The sequence below is a fragment of the Actinacidiphila yanglinensis genome, assembly GCF_900107965.1.
Lineage (GTDB): Bacteria > Actinomycetota > Actinomycetes > Streptomycetales > Streptomycetaceae > Actinacidiphila > Actinacidiphila yanglinensis.
Genome location: NZ_FNVU01000001.1, coordinates 539219 through 552827 on the forward strand (window position 1 = coordinate 539219; position 13609 = coordinate 552827).

Below are 13609 nucleotides of genomic sequence, written 5' to 3' on the forward strand. Positions count from 1 at the left end.
TTCGGCTCAGACCCGGTTGGGCGGGGGCAGCGCGGCCTTGATCGCGCCGTCGATGTCCGGGTGGGCGAAGGCGAACCCGGCGTCCAGCAGCCGCTTGGGCCGCACCCGCTGACTGCCCGTCACGTCGCCGGCGAACTCGCCGAGCACCGCGCGCAGCGCGAACCCCGGTACGGGCAGCACCGTCGGGCGGTGCAGCACCCGGCCCATCGCCTCGGTGACCTCCTTGTTGGTGCGCGGCTCGGGCGCGGTGAGGTTCACCGGACCGGACAGCTCGTCGTGGTCCAGGGCGAACCGCAGCGCCGCGATCTCGTCCTCCAGCGCGATGAAGCTCCAGAACTGCCGCCCGCTGCCCAGCCGTCCACCGAGCCCGGCCCGGAAGAACGGGAACAGCGCGCCCCACGCGCCACCCCGCGGGGAGACCACCAGGCCGGTACGGGCGTGCACCGTGCGGATGCCCGCCTCGCGCGCCGGGTCTGCCGCCGCCTCCCACGCCTGGACCAGGTCCGCCAGGAACCCCTTGCCCGCCGGGCTGTCCTCGTCGACGGCGCGGTCCCCGGTCTCGCCGTAGAACCCGATCGCGCTGCCCGCCACCAGCACCCGCGGTTTCGGGTCCAGCGCGGCCATCGCCTTCGCGATCGTCGCGGTGCCCTTCACCCGGCTGTCCCACAGCACCTTCTTGCGCCGCTCGGTCCACCGCCGTTCGGCGACCGGGGCACCCGCCAGATGGACCACCGCTTCGCAGCCCGCCAGCGCGTCGGCCTCCACCGTGCCCTTCTCGGGGTCCCAGCGGGCCTCTCCCGGGCCGTGCGGGGCCCGCCGCACCAACGCGACCACCTCGTGGCCGTCGTCGGCCAGGGAGGCGGTGAGGGCGGAGCCGATCAGCCCGGAGGCACCGGTGACAGCGATACGCATGGGGGCCATTGTGCCCGGTCGCCCCGGTGGCCTAGCCGAAGCGCGCCCACAACTGCGGGAAGCGGGCCGCCATCGCCTGCTCGTCGTCGAACTCCGGGCGATCGCCCTCGGGTCCGTCCGGCGCGGGCAGTTCCAGGTCCGGCAGCCGCACACCCGTCAGCTGCTCGTACGCCTCGTCCGCGGCGTACCCCAGGTCCTCGGCGTCGCCGTCCGCCTCGGGGTCGAACTCCGGGACCAGGAAGGCCAGGTCGTCCGGCGCGTGCAGGGCGCCCTCGAAGACGTGCCGGCCCTCGCCGATCAGCCAGCAGCGGAAGAAGTCGAACGCGTCCTCGTCGGCGCCGCCCAGCATGATGTCGGCGGCGCCCCACAGCTCCCAGGTGAAGGCCCGGTTGAAGCGGGTCTCGAAGTGGCGGGCGAAGTCCAGCACGGCCTCCGGGTCGAGCCCGGCCAGCCGTTCGACCATCAGGTCGGCGTGCTCCTCCGGATCGCCGTCCGCGGCGTCGCGCGTGCTGTCGACGATCTCCCAGAACTCCGTCTCGTCCATCACGCGTACAGCTTCCCGCCCCCCACCCCCCACCGCACGCCCAGTGCCCCGGATGCGCCCGTGTTGTTACGTGCTCCCACCCTCCGGGGGGTGGCCTGACCCTTCGGGGTGGTGGGTTCGGTCAGTTGAGGGACCACCGGCCGGTGGCCGGTTGCTCGCGCAGTTCCCCGCGCCCCCTGGTTTGTGCGGGTCCCTCCGCTGGGGGGTGGCCTGACCCTCCGGGGTGGTGGGTTCGGTCAGTTGAGGGACCATCGGCCGGTGGCCGGTTGCTCGCGCAGTTCCCCGCGCCCCCTGGTGTGTGCGGCTCTTTCCGCCGGCGGCGTGGCCTGACCCTCCGGGGTGGTGGGTTCGGTCAGTTGAGGGACCCACCGGCCGGTGGCTGGTTGCTCGCGCGGTTCCCCGCGCCCCTGGGTATGTGCGGCTCCCTCCGCGAAAGGAGGGCAACCACCAAGGGGCGCTGGGAGGCACCTCCCAGCCGCCAGGCTGGGGGAGGAACTGCGCGAGCAACCACGGCCGGACCGTGAGGTCCCGTGGAGACAGGAGGGGGCACCCTGGAGGGTCAGGGCAGCGTGAGCTGGTAGGCGACGGTGCGGCGGAGCGGGCGAAAGCCCAGCGCGGCGTTGACCGCGAGCATGTGCCGATTGTCGTCCGCGGTGCTGGTGACGACCTCGGTGACCTCCGGGTGCGCGTCGGTGAGATGCCGCAGCATCGCCGACTTCAGCCAGAGCCCGAGTCCGTGGCCGCGGTGCGCGGGCACCACCGCGGTGTCGAGCTGGTTCGCGCGGGCCCCGGCCCCGGTGCCGTCCTCGGTCTCCGCAGGAGCCGGCAGCGTCAGCTTCGTGTAGCCGGCCACCGTCCCGTCGGCCTCGCAGATCGCCGCCTGGTTCAGCAGCCGCTCGCCGCGCCGGGCGACCAGCTCCGCGATCATCCGCACCCGCTCCGCGTCCCAGCGGGTCGCGCCCACCGCCAGGTTGCCGGTCGGCATGTCCGCCATGCCCACCCGGGCCGCCGCGAAGGACTCCGCGAGCGCGTCCGGCGGCGCGCCCTCCCACGCGGTCAGCCGGAAGCCGGGGTGCGGTACGTCCGGCAGCTTCACGATCCGCTCCGGGATGTCCGCCAGCGACAGCTTCTGCCAGGTCAACCGGAGCGCGGGCACGAAGTCCCGGGTGGCGAGGAAACTCTCGCCCGGGGTGCCGGCCAGCACCTCCGTCGACAGCCGGCGGCGCCCCTCCTCGGCTGCCGCCGCCACGACCGTGCCCAGCAGCCGCGATCCCGTGCCCATCCTGCGGTGCGCGGGATGGACGGTCAGCTCCACCGTCGCGAGGTGGTCACGGCCGGCGCTGTCCGACAATCGCAGCCGCGCGGTGGCCACGCCCTCGTCGTTGCTGCCGTGCACCAGCCACAGGGCTAAGCGGCTGTCCCGGCCGACGGTGGTCAGCGAGGTCCGGACCGCGGCCAGCGTCGGCAGCGGGTCTCCCGGGCGGTCGTGCGCGAGAGCCGCGGAGTGCACCCGGTGCCACGCGCGGACGTCGTCGGCGGTGGGGGAGGTCAGCCGCCGGTGTTTGGTAGGCATCCGCTGGAACTTAACCGGTTGGTGAAGCCGCCCGCAATCCTTTCCCGCCGGTAGATTCCGCACGTCACGGCGGCGGCCCCGTGGAACAGTGCGTTCCACGGGGCCGCCGGCCGTCGCCGCGTCAGAGCCCGTAGCGCTCCGCGGCCTCCTTCACCGTCTCCGGCTTGACCTCGCCGCGCCGGGCGAGCGCGGCCAGCGCCTGCACGGTGAGCGACTGCGGGTCGACACCGAAGTGACGGCGGGCCGCCTCCCGGGTGTCGGACAGACCGAACCCGTCGGTGCCCACCGACGTCCAGTCCTGCTCGACCCAGGGCGCGATCTGGTCGGGCACGGCCCGCATCCAGTCGCTGACCGCCACCACGGGACCCGGCGCGCCCTCCAGCGCCCGCGTCACGTACGGCACCCGGTCCTCGCCGTGCAGCCGCGCCGCGTCGCACTCCAGCGCCTCGCGCCGCAACTGCGTCCAGGACGGCGCCGACCACACGTCGGCGGCCACACCCCAGTCCTCGGCCAGCAGCCGCTGCGCCTCCAGGGCCCAGTGGATCGCGGTGCCCGACGCCAGCAGCTGCGCCCGCGGCGCGTCGGCCGCGGCCTGCGCCGCCTCCTGGTACCGGTACAGGCCCTTGATGATGCCCTCCTCCACGCCCTCGGGCATGGCGGGCTGCACCTTCGGCTCGTTGTACACCGTGAGGTAGTAGAAGACGTCCTGGTCCTCGCCCTCGACCGGCGGCCCGTACATCCGTCGCAGGCCCTCGCGGACGATGACCGCGACCTCGTACGCGAACGCCGGGTCGTAGGACAGCGCCGCCGGGTTGGTGGAGGCGAGCAGGTGCGAGTGGCCGTCGGCGTGCTGCAGCCCCTCGCCGGTCATGGTGGTGCGGCCGGCGGTGGCCCCGACCACGAAGCCGCGGCCCAGCTGGTCGGCGAGCGCCCAGAACTGGTCGGCGGTGCGCTGGAACCCGAACATCGAGTAGAAGATGTAGAACGGGATCATCGGCTCGCCGTGGGTGGCGTACGACGTGGCCGCCGCGGTGAAGTCGGCGAGCGAACCGGCCTCGGTGATCCCCTCGTTGAGGATCTGGCCGTCCTTCGCCTCCTTGTAGTACAGCAGTTGGTCGCGGTCGACCGGGTCGTACGTCTGGCCCTTGGGCGAGTACAGCCCGGCGGACGGGAACAGCGACTCCATGCCGAAGGTCCGGGCCTCGTCGGGCACCACCGGGACCCAGCGGCGCCCGGTCTCCTTCTCCCGCATCAGGTCCTTCACCAGCCGGACGAACGCCATGGTGGTGGCGATCTCCTGGCTGCCCGAGCCCTGCTCCAGCGCCTTGTACGCCTTCTCCGGCGGCAGCGGCAGCGGCGTCGCGACGACCTTGCGGGCCGGCGCCGGACCGCCCAGGGCCGCGCGGCGCTCGCGCAGGTACCGGATCTCCGGGGAGTTCTCGCCCGGGTGCCAGTAGGGCACGAGGTCCGAGTCGAGCGCGCTGTCCGGGATGGGCAGCTCCAGCAGGTCGCGCATGGTGCGGAACTGCGCCCCGGTGAGCTTCTTCATCTGGTGGTTGGCGTTGCGGGACTCGAAGCCCGCGCCGAGGGTGTAGCCCTTCACGGTCTGCGCGAGGATCACCGTCGGGGCGCCCTTGTGCTCGACCGCGGCACGGTAGGCCGCGTACACCTTGCGCGGCTCGTGGCCGGCGCGGGAGGTCTGGAACAGCTCCAACAGCTTCGCGTCGGTGAGCCGCGCGCCGATCGCGCGCAGCGAGGCGTCCGCGCCGAAGAAGTGCTCGCGCAGGTAGGCCGCGTCGCGGGTGGCGTACGTCTGGAACTGCGCGTCGGGGGTGTCCCGCAGCCGCCGGATCAGCGCGCCGTCGGTGTCCTGCGCCAGCACCTCGTCCCAGGCCGCGCCCCACAGCGCCTTCACCACGTGCCAGCCGGCCGCGCGGAACTGCGCCTCCAGCTCCTGCACGATCTTGAAGTTCGGGCGGACCGGGCCGTCCAGCCGCTGGAGGTTGCAGTTGATGACGTAGGTCAGGTTGTCCAGGCCCTCGCGGGCCGCCAGCGCCAGGGCGGCGGTCGACTCCGGCTCGTCCATCTCGCCGTCGCCGAGGAACGCCCACACGTGCGAGTCGGAGGTGTCCTTGATGCCACGGTGCTCCAGGTAGCGGTTGAAGCGCGCCTGGTAGACCGCCGAGAGCGGGCCGAGGCCCATCGAGACGGTCGGGAACTCCCACAGCCACGGCAGCCGCCGCGGGTGCGGGTAGGACGGCAGGCCGTTGCCGCCGGCCTCCTGCCGGAACCGGTCCAGGTGCGCCTCGGTCAGCCGGCCGTCGAGGAACGCGCGGGCGTAGATGCCGGGCGAGGCATGGCCCTGCACGTAGAGCTGGTCACCGCTGCCCGCACCCTCCTTGCCGCGGAAGAAGTGCTGGAACCCGGTCTCGTAGAGCCAGGCGGCCGAGGCGAAGGTGGCTATGTGGCCGCCCAGCCCGAGCTTGCTGCCACGGGTGACCATCGCCGCCGCGTTCCAGCGGTTCCAGGCGGTGATCCGCGCCTCCAGCGCCTCGTCGCCGGGATACTCCGGCTCTGCGGCGGTGGGGATGGTGTTGATGTACTCGGTCTCCAGCGGGGTCGGCAGCGTCAGTCCGCTGTCGCTACCGCTCTCCAGGGTGCGGCGCATCAGGTACGCCGCCCTGTGCGGACCCGCGGCCTTGGCGACCGCGTCCAGGGACGCGCGCCATTCCGCGGTCTCCTCCGGGTCGAGATCGGGGATCTGGTCGAGCTGACTCGGCCGGGTACGGCCTACGGCGTCAGGCATGGGTGTGTGCCGCCTTCCAGACAACGGAGGGTGGGGTGTGGGAAGTGGGAGTCGGGCACGACAGGTTGCTTCCCCACCGACCGACGGTACGCCGCGATCGATGATCGATCAATGGGCCGAGACGCCTTTTTCGAAGTCGGCACGGCGTGCCAGCCTTGGGGGCACGCAGTGACAGTGCGGCTTCGCCTTGGAATTCGCCTCGGAGACGGGACGAGCGCCCGTCACACCTGCGGCGCGCAGCTCAGGACGTGGGCCTTGATCAGCTGGCTGATCGCCGCGTCCCGCCGCACGAACGCGTCGACGAGGTCCTGGTGCTCGTCGGCGTACGCCCGCGGGGCCGGGCTGAGCCAGCGCATGGACAGCGTGGTCCACACCTCGATGCCGAGCGACTCCCACGCGTGCAGCAGCACGCCGTTGCCCGCCGCCCGGACGAGTTCGTGGTGGAAGGCGACCGTGTGCCGCACCTGGGACTCGTCGTCGAGGGCGCTGTCGGCCGCGCGCAGGGCGGCCACCTCGCGCTCCAGGGGACCGGGGTCCTCCGCGAGGGTGTCCGCGGCGAGTTCGGCCGCGACCTGTTCGAGCCCGGCGCGCACCGGATAGCTCTCCTTGACGTCCGCCGCCGTCAGCCCGCGCACCCGCACGCCCTTGTTCGGCGCGGACTCGATCAGCCGCAGCGTCTCCAGCTCGCGCAGTGCCTCGCGTACCGGCGTCTGGCTGACCTGGAGTTCGACCGCGATCCGGCGTTCCACGATCCGCTCGCCCGGCTTCCAGCGGCCGCTGACGATGCCCTCGAGGATGTGCTCGCGGATCTGCTCGCGCAGGCTGTGCACGACCAGATGAGGGGCGGCGGCTGGGACCATGGGAGCGCGCTCCTTCACTGTTGCGTGACTACGACGATACGACGCGGAGGCGGCCCTGCCCCCCTCCGGGACCCGCCCGGAACGCGCTCGGTACGGCGGCGCCCCCGCACCCGGTGAACGGGGCGGGGGCGCCGCTTGCTGCCGTGCTCAGGCGGCGGAGGTCACAGGCCGAGCTCGACCTCGAACTCGCCCGCCTCCAGGATCTCCTTGACCGCCGTCAGGTAACGGGCCGCGTCGGCACCGTCCACCAGCCGGTGGTCGTAGGACAGCGCCAGGTAGGTCATGTCCCGGACGCCGATGACCGTGCCCTCGGCGGTCTCCACGACCACCGGGCGCTTGACGGTCGCCCCGATGCCGAGGATCGCGGCCTGGGCCGGCGGCACGATGACCGTGTCGAACAGCGCACCGCGCGAACCGGTGTTGCTGATCGTGAAGGTCGCGCCCGCCAGGTCGTCCGGGGTGATCCTGCTGGCCCGGACGTTGCCCGCCAGTTCGGCGGTCTTCTTGGCGATGCCGGCGATGTTCAGGTCGCCGGCGCCCTTGATGACCGGGGTCATCAGGCCCTTCTCGGAGTCCACCGCGATACCGATGTTCTCGGTGTCGAAGTAGGTGATCGTGCCCTCGTCCTCGTTGATCCGGGCGTTGACCACCGGGTGGGCCTTGAGCGCCTGGGCGGCGGCCTTGACGAAGAACGGCATCGGCGAGAGCTTCACGCCCTCGCGGGCCGCGAACGACTCCTTGGCCAGCCCGCGCAGCCGCATGATCCGGGTGACGTCCACCTCGACCACGGTGGTCAGCTGCGCCTGCGAGTGCAGCGCCCGCATCATGTTCTCGCCGATGACCTTGCGCATCCGGGTCATCTTGACCGTCTGGCCGCGCAGCGGCGAGACCTCGACGGCCTTGGCGGGGGCCTTCGCCGGAGCGGCGGCCGGGGCCGCTGCGGCGGCCTTGGCGGCCTCGGCGGCGGCGAGCACGTCCTGCTTGCGGATACGGCCGCCGACGCCGGTGCCCTGCACCGCGCCGAGGTCCACGCCGCTCTCGGCGGCGAGCTTGCGGACCAGCGGGGTGACGTAGGCGCCGTCGGCGGCACCGGAGCCGTTGACCGCCGGGGCGGCGGGCCGGGCGACCGGGGCCGGGGCGGGTGCCGGGGCCGGGGCCGGTGCCTGCGGGGCGGGCGCCGGAGCGGCCGGAGCAGGAGCCGGAGCCGCGGCCTGCGGGGCCGGAGCAGCGGGTGCCGGAGCCGCCGGGGCGGGTGCCGGGGCCGCCGGGGCCGGGGCGGGCGCGGCAGGCGCGGGAGCCGCCGCCGGAGCGGCACCGGCCGCGCCGATGACCGCCAGCTTCGCGCCGACCTCGGCCGTACCGTCCTCCTGGACCAGGATCTCCAGCAGGGTGCCCGACGCGGGCGACGGGATCTCGGTGTCGACCTTGTCCGTGGACACCTCGAGCAGCGGCTCGTCGGCCTCCACGCTGTCGCCGACCGACTTCAGCCAGCGGGTGACGGTGCCCTCGGTCACGGACTCGCCCAGCGCGGGCAGCACCACATCGGTGCCGGACGCGCCGGAACCACCCGCGGCGGCCTGGGCGGTCGGGGCGGGGGCGGGAGCCGCGGCCTCGGTGGAGGGCGCGGCGGCGGCCGGCGCGGGCGCCGGCTCGGGTGCGGACTGCGGCTGGGCCGCCGGGGCGGCGGGCGCGGCCGGGGCGCCGGAACCGTCGTCGATCACGGCCAGCTCGGCGCCGACCTCGACCGTCTCGTCCTCGGCGACCTTGATGGACGCCAGAGTGCCGGAGGCGGGGGAGGGGATCTCGGTGTCGACCTTGTCGGTCGAGACCTCGAGCAACGGCTCGTCGGCCTCGACACGTTCGCCCTCGGCCTTCAGCCAGCGGGTGACGGTGCCCTCGGTCACGCTCTCGCCGAGCGCCGGCAGGGTTACGGAAACCGCCATGGTTGCGGTTGCTCCTAACGATCTGTGCGGATGGGTGGCGTGTTCGAGGGATCAGTCGTGCGAGTGCAACGGCTTGCCGGCGAGGGCCATGTGGGCCTCGCCGAGCGCCTCGCTCTGGGTCGGGTGGGCGTGGATGAGCTGCGCGACCTCGGAGGGCAGCGCCTCCCAGTTGTAGATGAGCTGCGCCTCGCCGACCTGCTCGCCCATCCGGTCACCGACCATGTGGACGCCGACGACGGCCCCGTCCCGCACCTGGACGAGCTTGACCTCGCCCGCGGTCTTGAGGATCTTGCTCTTGCCGTTCCCGGCCAGGTTGTACTTGAGCGTGACGACCTTGTCCGCGCCGTACACCTCCTTGGCCTTCGCCTCGCTGATGCCCATCGAGGCGACCTCGGGGTGGCAGTACGTCACGCGCGGCACGCCGTCGTAGTCGATCGGCACCGGCTTGAGGCCGGCCACCCGCTCGGCGACCAGGATCCCCTCGGCGAAGCCGACGTGCGCGAGTTGGAGGGTCGGCACCAGGTCGCCCACCGCGGAGATGGTCGGCACGTTGGTGCGCATGTACTCGTCGACCAGGACGTAGCCGCGGTCCATGGCGACGCCCTGCTCCTCGTAGCCGAGGTTCTGCGAGACCGGGCCGCGGCCGATCGCGACCAGCAGCACCTCCGCCTCGAAGGTCTTGCCGTCGGCGAGGGTGACCCGGACGCCGTTGTCGGTGTACTCGGCGCCCTGGAAGAAGGTGCCCAGGTTGAACTTGATGCCGCGCTTGCGGAAGGCCCGCTCGAGCAGCTTCGAGCTGTTCTCGTCCTCGACCGGCACCAGGTGGGGCAGGCCCTCGACGATCGTCACGTCGGTGCCGAAGGACTTCCACGCCGAGGCGAACTCGACGCCGATCACGCCGCCGCCCAGGATGATCGCCGACTGCGGCACCCGGTCCAGAACCAGGGCGTGGTCGGAGGAGATGATCCGGTTGCCGTCGATGGTCAGGCCCGGCAGCGAGCGGGGTACGGACCCGGTCGCCAGCACGATGTGCCGGCCCTCGATCCGCTGACCGTTCACGTCGATGGAAGTGGGGGAGGACAGCCGGCCCTCACCCTCGATGTACGTCACCTTGCGCGAGGCCACCAGGCTCTGCAGGCCCTTGTAGAGGCCGGAGATCACGTCGTCCTTGTACTTGTGGACGGCCGCGATGTCGATGCCCTCGAAGGTGGCCCGCACACCGAACTGCTCGCTCTCGCGAGCCTGGTCCGCGATCTCACCGGCGTGCAGCAGTGCCTTGGTGGGAATGCATCCCTGGTGCAGACAGGTGCCCCCGAGCTTGTTCTTCTCGATCAGGGCGACGTCGAGTCCAAGCTGTGCGGCACGCAGGGCAGCCGCGTAACCGCCACTGCCACCGCCGAGGATCACTAGGTCGAAAACAGTGCTGGCGTCGTTCGCCACGTCACGTCCTCCATGCATGGGTTCGCCGGAGCCGGTCCACCTAGACCGGACGGCGGCTTTGGTTCGGCCGCTTTGTCTCAAAGGGGGCCCTGTCGTGCCGATCCACATCTTCGCACTTGTTGGCAGGCGGTGAGGCATCGGGCCGCGCGGTGTGACGTAGCAGGTACGGCCCCGGGCAGATCGCCCAGGGCCGTACGTGACGCAGATCACCCGTTTTCTTGCCGCCGACTCTCCCCCTGCCTCCGACGGGGGGACCCCCACCGGGCCCTTCGACCCGGTGTGGGGGCACCCCCGGACGAGGTCTGGGGGAGGTCGATCATGCTCGATCGCCTCGTTCCTCGGCGCTCTCCGCGTGTAATCCCTTTCGACACCGGCGGGCCCTTTGGCTCGCCGGCTACGAGGTCCTTTCGGGTGGGCCTAGAGGAGGGTGCCCTCTGCGGTGGCGCGGGCGAGGCCGACCAGGGTGCGGACCGCCGTGCCGGTGCCGCCCTTGGGGGTGTACCCGAAGGGGGCTCCCTCGTAGAAGGCCGGGCCGGCGATGTCCAGGTGCGCCCAGGTGATGCCCTCGCCGACGAACTCCCGGAGGAACAGGCCGGCGATCAGGCCGCCGCCGGGCCGCACGCCCATGTTCGCGATGTCCGCGACCGAGGAGTCGAAGGTCTTGCGGAGCTGCTGCGGCAGCGGCAGCGGCCAGGAGTCCTCGCCCTCCGCGAGCGCCACGGTGTGCACAGCGGAGCGGAAGTCGTCGTCGTTGGCCATGATGCCGAACCGCTGGTCGCCGAGCGCGAGCACCATCGCCCCGGTCAGCGTCGCCACGTCCACGATCGCGTCCGGGGCCTCTTCGGAGGCGCGGGCCAGCGCGTCGGCCAGCACCAGGCGGCCCTCCGCGTCGGTGTTCAGCACCTCGACGGTCTTGCCGCTGTACATCTTGAGCACGTCGCCGGGACGGATCGCGTTGCCGCCGGGCATGTTCTCGGCCAGCGCGAGCCAGCCGGTGACGTTGACCGCGAGGCCCAGCTTCGCGGTCGCGATCACGGCGCCGAACACGGCGGCGGCACCGCTCATGTCGCACTTCATCGTCTCGTTGTGCCCCGGGGGCTTCAGCGAGATGCCGCCCGAGTCGTACGTGATGCCCTTGCCGATGAAGGCCAGGGTGCGGGTCGCCTTGGGGTGGGTGTAGGCGACCTTGACCAGCCGGGGCGGCGTCGCCGAGCCCTGGCCGACGCCGAGGATGCCGCCGTAGCCGCCCTTGGCGAGCGCCTTCTCGTCCAGCACCTCGACCTTCAGGCCGAACTCCTTGCCGGCCTGCTGCGCGGCGGCGGCGAACGCCTTCGGGGTGAGGTCGTTCGGCGGGGTGTTGATCAGGTCGCGGGCGCGGTTGACCTCCGCGGTGACCGCGACGGCCCGCTCGGCCGCCGCCTTGACCGTCTTGTCGCGCGACTTCGCGCCGACCACGGCGACCTCGGCGAGCGGCTTGCGCGCGTCCTTCTTGTCGTCGGCCTGGTAGGCGGTGAACGCGTACGCGCCCAGCAGCGCACCGGTCGCGACGGCCTCCACGTCCGCGGGGGTGGCCGCGGGCAGGGCGAAGACGGCCTTCTTGGCGCCGGCGAGGGTGCGGGCGGCGACGCCCGCGGCCTTGCGCAGGGCCTCGGCGTCGTACGCCGCGCCGTCCTCGGGGGTCTCGCCGAGGCCGACCGCGAGCACCACGGCCGACTTCACGCCGTCGGGTGCGGGCAGCTTGGTCGACTCGCCCTCGGCGCCGGTCGCGCCCAGGGTCTCAAGTACGGCGGCCAGCTTGCCGCCGAACGCGTCGTCCACGGCGTCCGCTCCCGGCGCCAGGCGCGGGCCTTTTGGGCCCTTGGTCACGCCTACGACGACGGCATCCGCGCGCAACGCTGCGGCGGAGGAGGCGCTTAGTGTCAGAGCAGTCACGGTGGGTGGGGTCCTAACGTCGAAGGGGTGCGGGCCACCACGCCGGCGGAGCGGCCCTCCAAGGAGCCTACGCTGCCATGTTGTGGCTCAGGGGCCCGGCGGGCGGACGTGTCCGCCCCAGGGGTGCAACGGCCGTGCGGGGGCGGCGGGATGGGGCGGTCAGCGCAGGGACAGGACGACGACGGCCGCGGTGGCCGCGGTCTCGCACAGCGCCCCGAACACGTCGCCCGTCACCCCGCCGAAGCGGGTACGGCACCTGCGCAGCAGCAGTTCGGCGCAGACCACCGCGGCGGCCGCGGCGACGAGGAAGCGCAGCCACGTCAGACCGTGGAAACCCACGCCGGCGGCCGCGGCGAGCCCGGCGCATCCGGCGGCGACCGCCCACGCCACCCGCGGAGCCAGGACGCCGGCCACGGCCGCACCGAGCCCGCCCGGCCGGGCCGCCGGCACACCGCGCCGGGCCGCGAGTGTCATCACGGCCCGCCCCGACACCGCCGCGGCCACCGCCGACGCGAGAGCGTAGACCCACCCGTGCCCGTAGCATGCGGTCAGCGCGGCGACCTGCGCGAGAAGCACGAGCAGCAGGGTCACCACGCCGAACGGCCCGATGTCCGAGCGCTTCATGATGTCCAGCGCCTGTGCGGCCGGCTTCCCGCTGCCCAACCCGTCCGCGGTGTCGGCCAGTCCGTCCAGGTGCAGCCCCCGGGTGAGTACGGCCGGCACCGCGACCGCCGCGACCGCCGCGAGCAGCGCACTCGCTCCCAGCGCGTGAAGTCCCGCCCCGACCCCGCCCGCTACCGCCCCCACGATCACCCCGACCAGGGGCGCCACCGCCATCCCCCCGGCCGCGGCAGCGCGATCCCACCGCTCCACGCGCACCGGCACGACGCTCAACGTCCCGAACGCGAACCGCACCGCGTCCCCCGCGCCCACCCTCGCCCCACCCGTTCCCTCATCCACCGCGCGAGGCTATCCCCCCGCTTCCGTCCCGCCCGAGCCGGGACTCAGCCGGCCGCGGCCGGCCACGCCCCCCGGTCGACCAGGTCCAGGACGAGTGCGGCGATGTTCCGCGCGTCGTCCGCGCCGCTGTGAGGGCGCCCTGCGAGCGGCAGCCCGGCGATCCGCAGGGCGTCGCTCATGCCGGGTCTCCGGCGGAGCCCGTGGGCCGCCGTGAAGACCGCCTTGGCGTTGGTGTGGGTGCTGTTGGGGCCTTCGGTGGGGTGGCCGAACGGGTACGGCAGCCCGCCGGCCTCGCTCTGCCGGGCGAACTGCTTGCGGTCGTAAGCGCCCCAACTCGCCCACGGGCGCTGCTTGGCGGCGTGCTCCTCGACCAGCAGCCGGCACGCCTCCGCGAACGGGACGCCCCGCGTGACCTCGGCCTGCGTCAGACCGGTCAGGGCGGTGCAGAACGCGCTGACCGCCGAGCGGACGGGGCGGACGGGGATGCGGTGCCGCGCCACGCGGCGGCGCGCGGTGAGGTCCACGACGGTGAGGCCGATCTCGATGATCTCGTGCACCGAGCCGGGTGGCGGCTGCCCTTCCCAGCAGGTGGCTTCGACGTCGATCACGTTCAGCAGGGCGGAGTCGGATCCCATGTGG

At 73.0% G+C, this 13609-nt stretch carries 10 protein-coding genes; all 10 read right to left on the minus strand.

The genetic code is table 11. The features are described 5' to 3' along the window. Positions 1-6: 6 nt before the first annotated feature. Positions 7-912, minus strand: coding sequence for a TIGR01777 family oxidoreductase (locus C4U44_RS02215; protein WP_103884166.1), 906 nt, complete (start codon positions 910-912; stop codon positions 7-9). Positions 913-943: 31 nt separating this feature from the next. Beyond that, positions 944-1456 (minus strand): DUF4240 domain-containing protein, encoded by a 513-nt coding sequence (locus tag C4U44_RS02220; RefSeq protein WP_103883829.1) that lies wholly within the window; start codon positions 1454-1456, stop codon positions 944-946. Positions 1457-2015: 559 nt separating this feature from the next. Next, entirely contained in the window at positions 2016-3029 is a 1014-nt protein-coding gene (locus C4U44_RS43180; protein ID WP_103883830.1) for a GNAT family N-acetyltransferase, read from the minus strand. Between the two features lie 121 nt (positions 3030-3150). Beyond that, the gene (gene aceE / locus C4U44_RS02230) at positions 3151-5835 is read right to left on the minus strand and encodes a pyruvate dehydrogenase (acetyl-transferring), homodimeric type (protein ID WP_103883831.1); all 2685 of its coding nucleotides are present in this window, start codon (positions 5833-5835) and stop codon (positions 3151-3153) included. Between the two features lie 221 nt (positions 5836-6056). Beyond that, positions 6057-6695 (minus strand): GntR family transcriptional regulator, encoded by a 639-nt coding sequence (locus C4U44_RS02235; protein WP_103883832.1) that lies wholly within the window; start codon positions 6693-6695, stop codon positions 6057-6059. 161 nt (positions 6696-6856) lie between these two features. Beyond that, complete coding sequence (sucB, locus tag C4U44_RS02240) at positions 6857-8638, minus strand: 2-oxoglutarate dehydrogenase, E2 component, dihydrolipoamide succinyltransferase (RefSeq protein WP_103883833.1); 1782 nt, start codon at positions 8636-8638, stop codon at positions 6857-6859. Between the two features lie 51 nt (positions 8639-8689). Then, the gene (lpdA, locus tag C4U44_RS02245) at positions 8690-10078 is read right to left on the minus strand and encodes a dihydrolipoyl dehydrogenase (RefSeq protein WP_103883834.1); all 1389 of its coding nucleotides are present in this window, start codon (positions 10076-10078) and stop codon (positions 8690-8692) included. A gap of 417 nt (positions 10079-10495) precedes the next feature. Next, positions 10496-12010 carry a leucyl aminopeptidase gene (locus C4U44_RS02250; protein WP_103883835.1) on the minus strand — a complete coding sequence of 505 codons (1515 nt, stop codon included), beginning with the start codon at positions 12008-12010 and terminating at the stop codon, positions 10496-10498. A 159-nt stretch (positions 12011-12169) separates the two neighbouring features. Continuing rightward, a complete protein-coding gene (locus C4U44_RS02255) occupies positions 12170-12970 on the minus strand; it encodes an adenosylcobinamide-GDP ribazoletransferase (protein WP_103883836.1) in 801 nt (266 codons plus the stop codon). Between the two features lie 44 nt (positions 12971-13014). Continuing rightward, on the minus strand, positions 13015-13605 hold the full coding sequence (locus tag C4U44_RS02260) for a 3'-5' exonuclease (protein WP_103883837.1): 591 nt from the start codon (positions 13603-13605) through the stop codon (positions 13015-13017). Between the last annotated feature and the right edge of the window lie 4 nt (positions 13606-13609).

What these genes read in the sequence shown, in the direction of transcription:
- C4U44_RS02215 (WP_103884166.1), bottom strand. Translation starts at nt 912, where the DNA reads ATGCGTATCGCTGTCACCGGTGCCTCCGGGCTGATCGGCTCCGCCCTC.
- C4U44_RS02220 (WP_103883829.1), bottom strand. Translation starts at nt 1,456, where the DNA reads ATGGACGAGACGGAGTTCTGGGAGATCGTCGACAGCACGCGCGACGCC.
- C4U44_RS43180 (WP_103883830.1), bottom strand. Translation starts at nt 3,029, where the DNA reads ATGCCTACCAAACACCGGCGGCTGACCTCCCCCACCGCCGACGACGTC.
- aceE (WP_103883831.1), bottom strand. Translation starts at nt 5,835, where the DNA reads ATGCCTGACGCCGTAGGCCGTACCCGGCCGAGTCAGCTCGACCAGATC.
- C4U44_RS02235 (WP_103883832.1), bottom strand. Translation starts at nt 6,695, where the DNA reads ATGGTCCCAGCCGCCGCCCCTCATCTGGTCGTGCACAGCCTGCGCGAG.
- sucB (WP_103883833.1), bottom strand. Translation starts at nt 8,638, where the DNA reads ATGGCGGTTTCCGTAACCCTGCCGGCGCTCGGCGAGAGCGTGACCGAG.
- C4U44_RS02260 (WP_103883837.1), bottom strand. Translation starts at nt 13,605, where the DNA reads ATGGGATCCGACTCCGCCCTGCTGAACGTGATCGACGTCGAAGCCACC.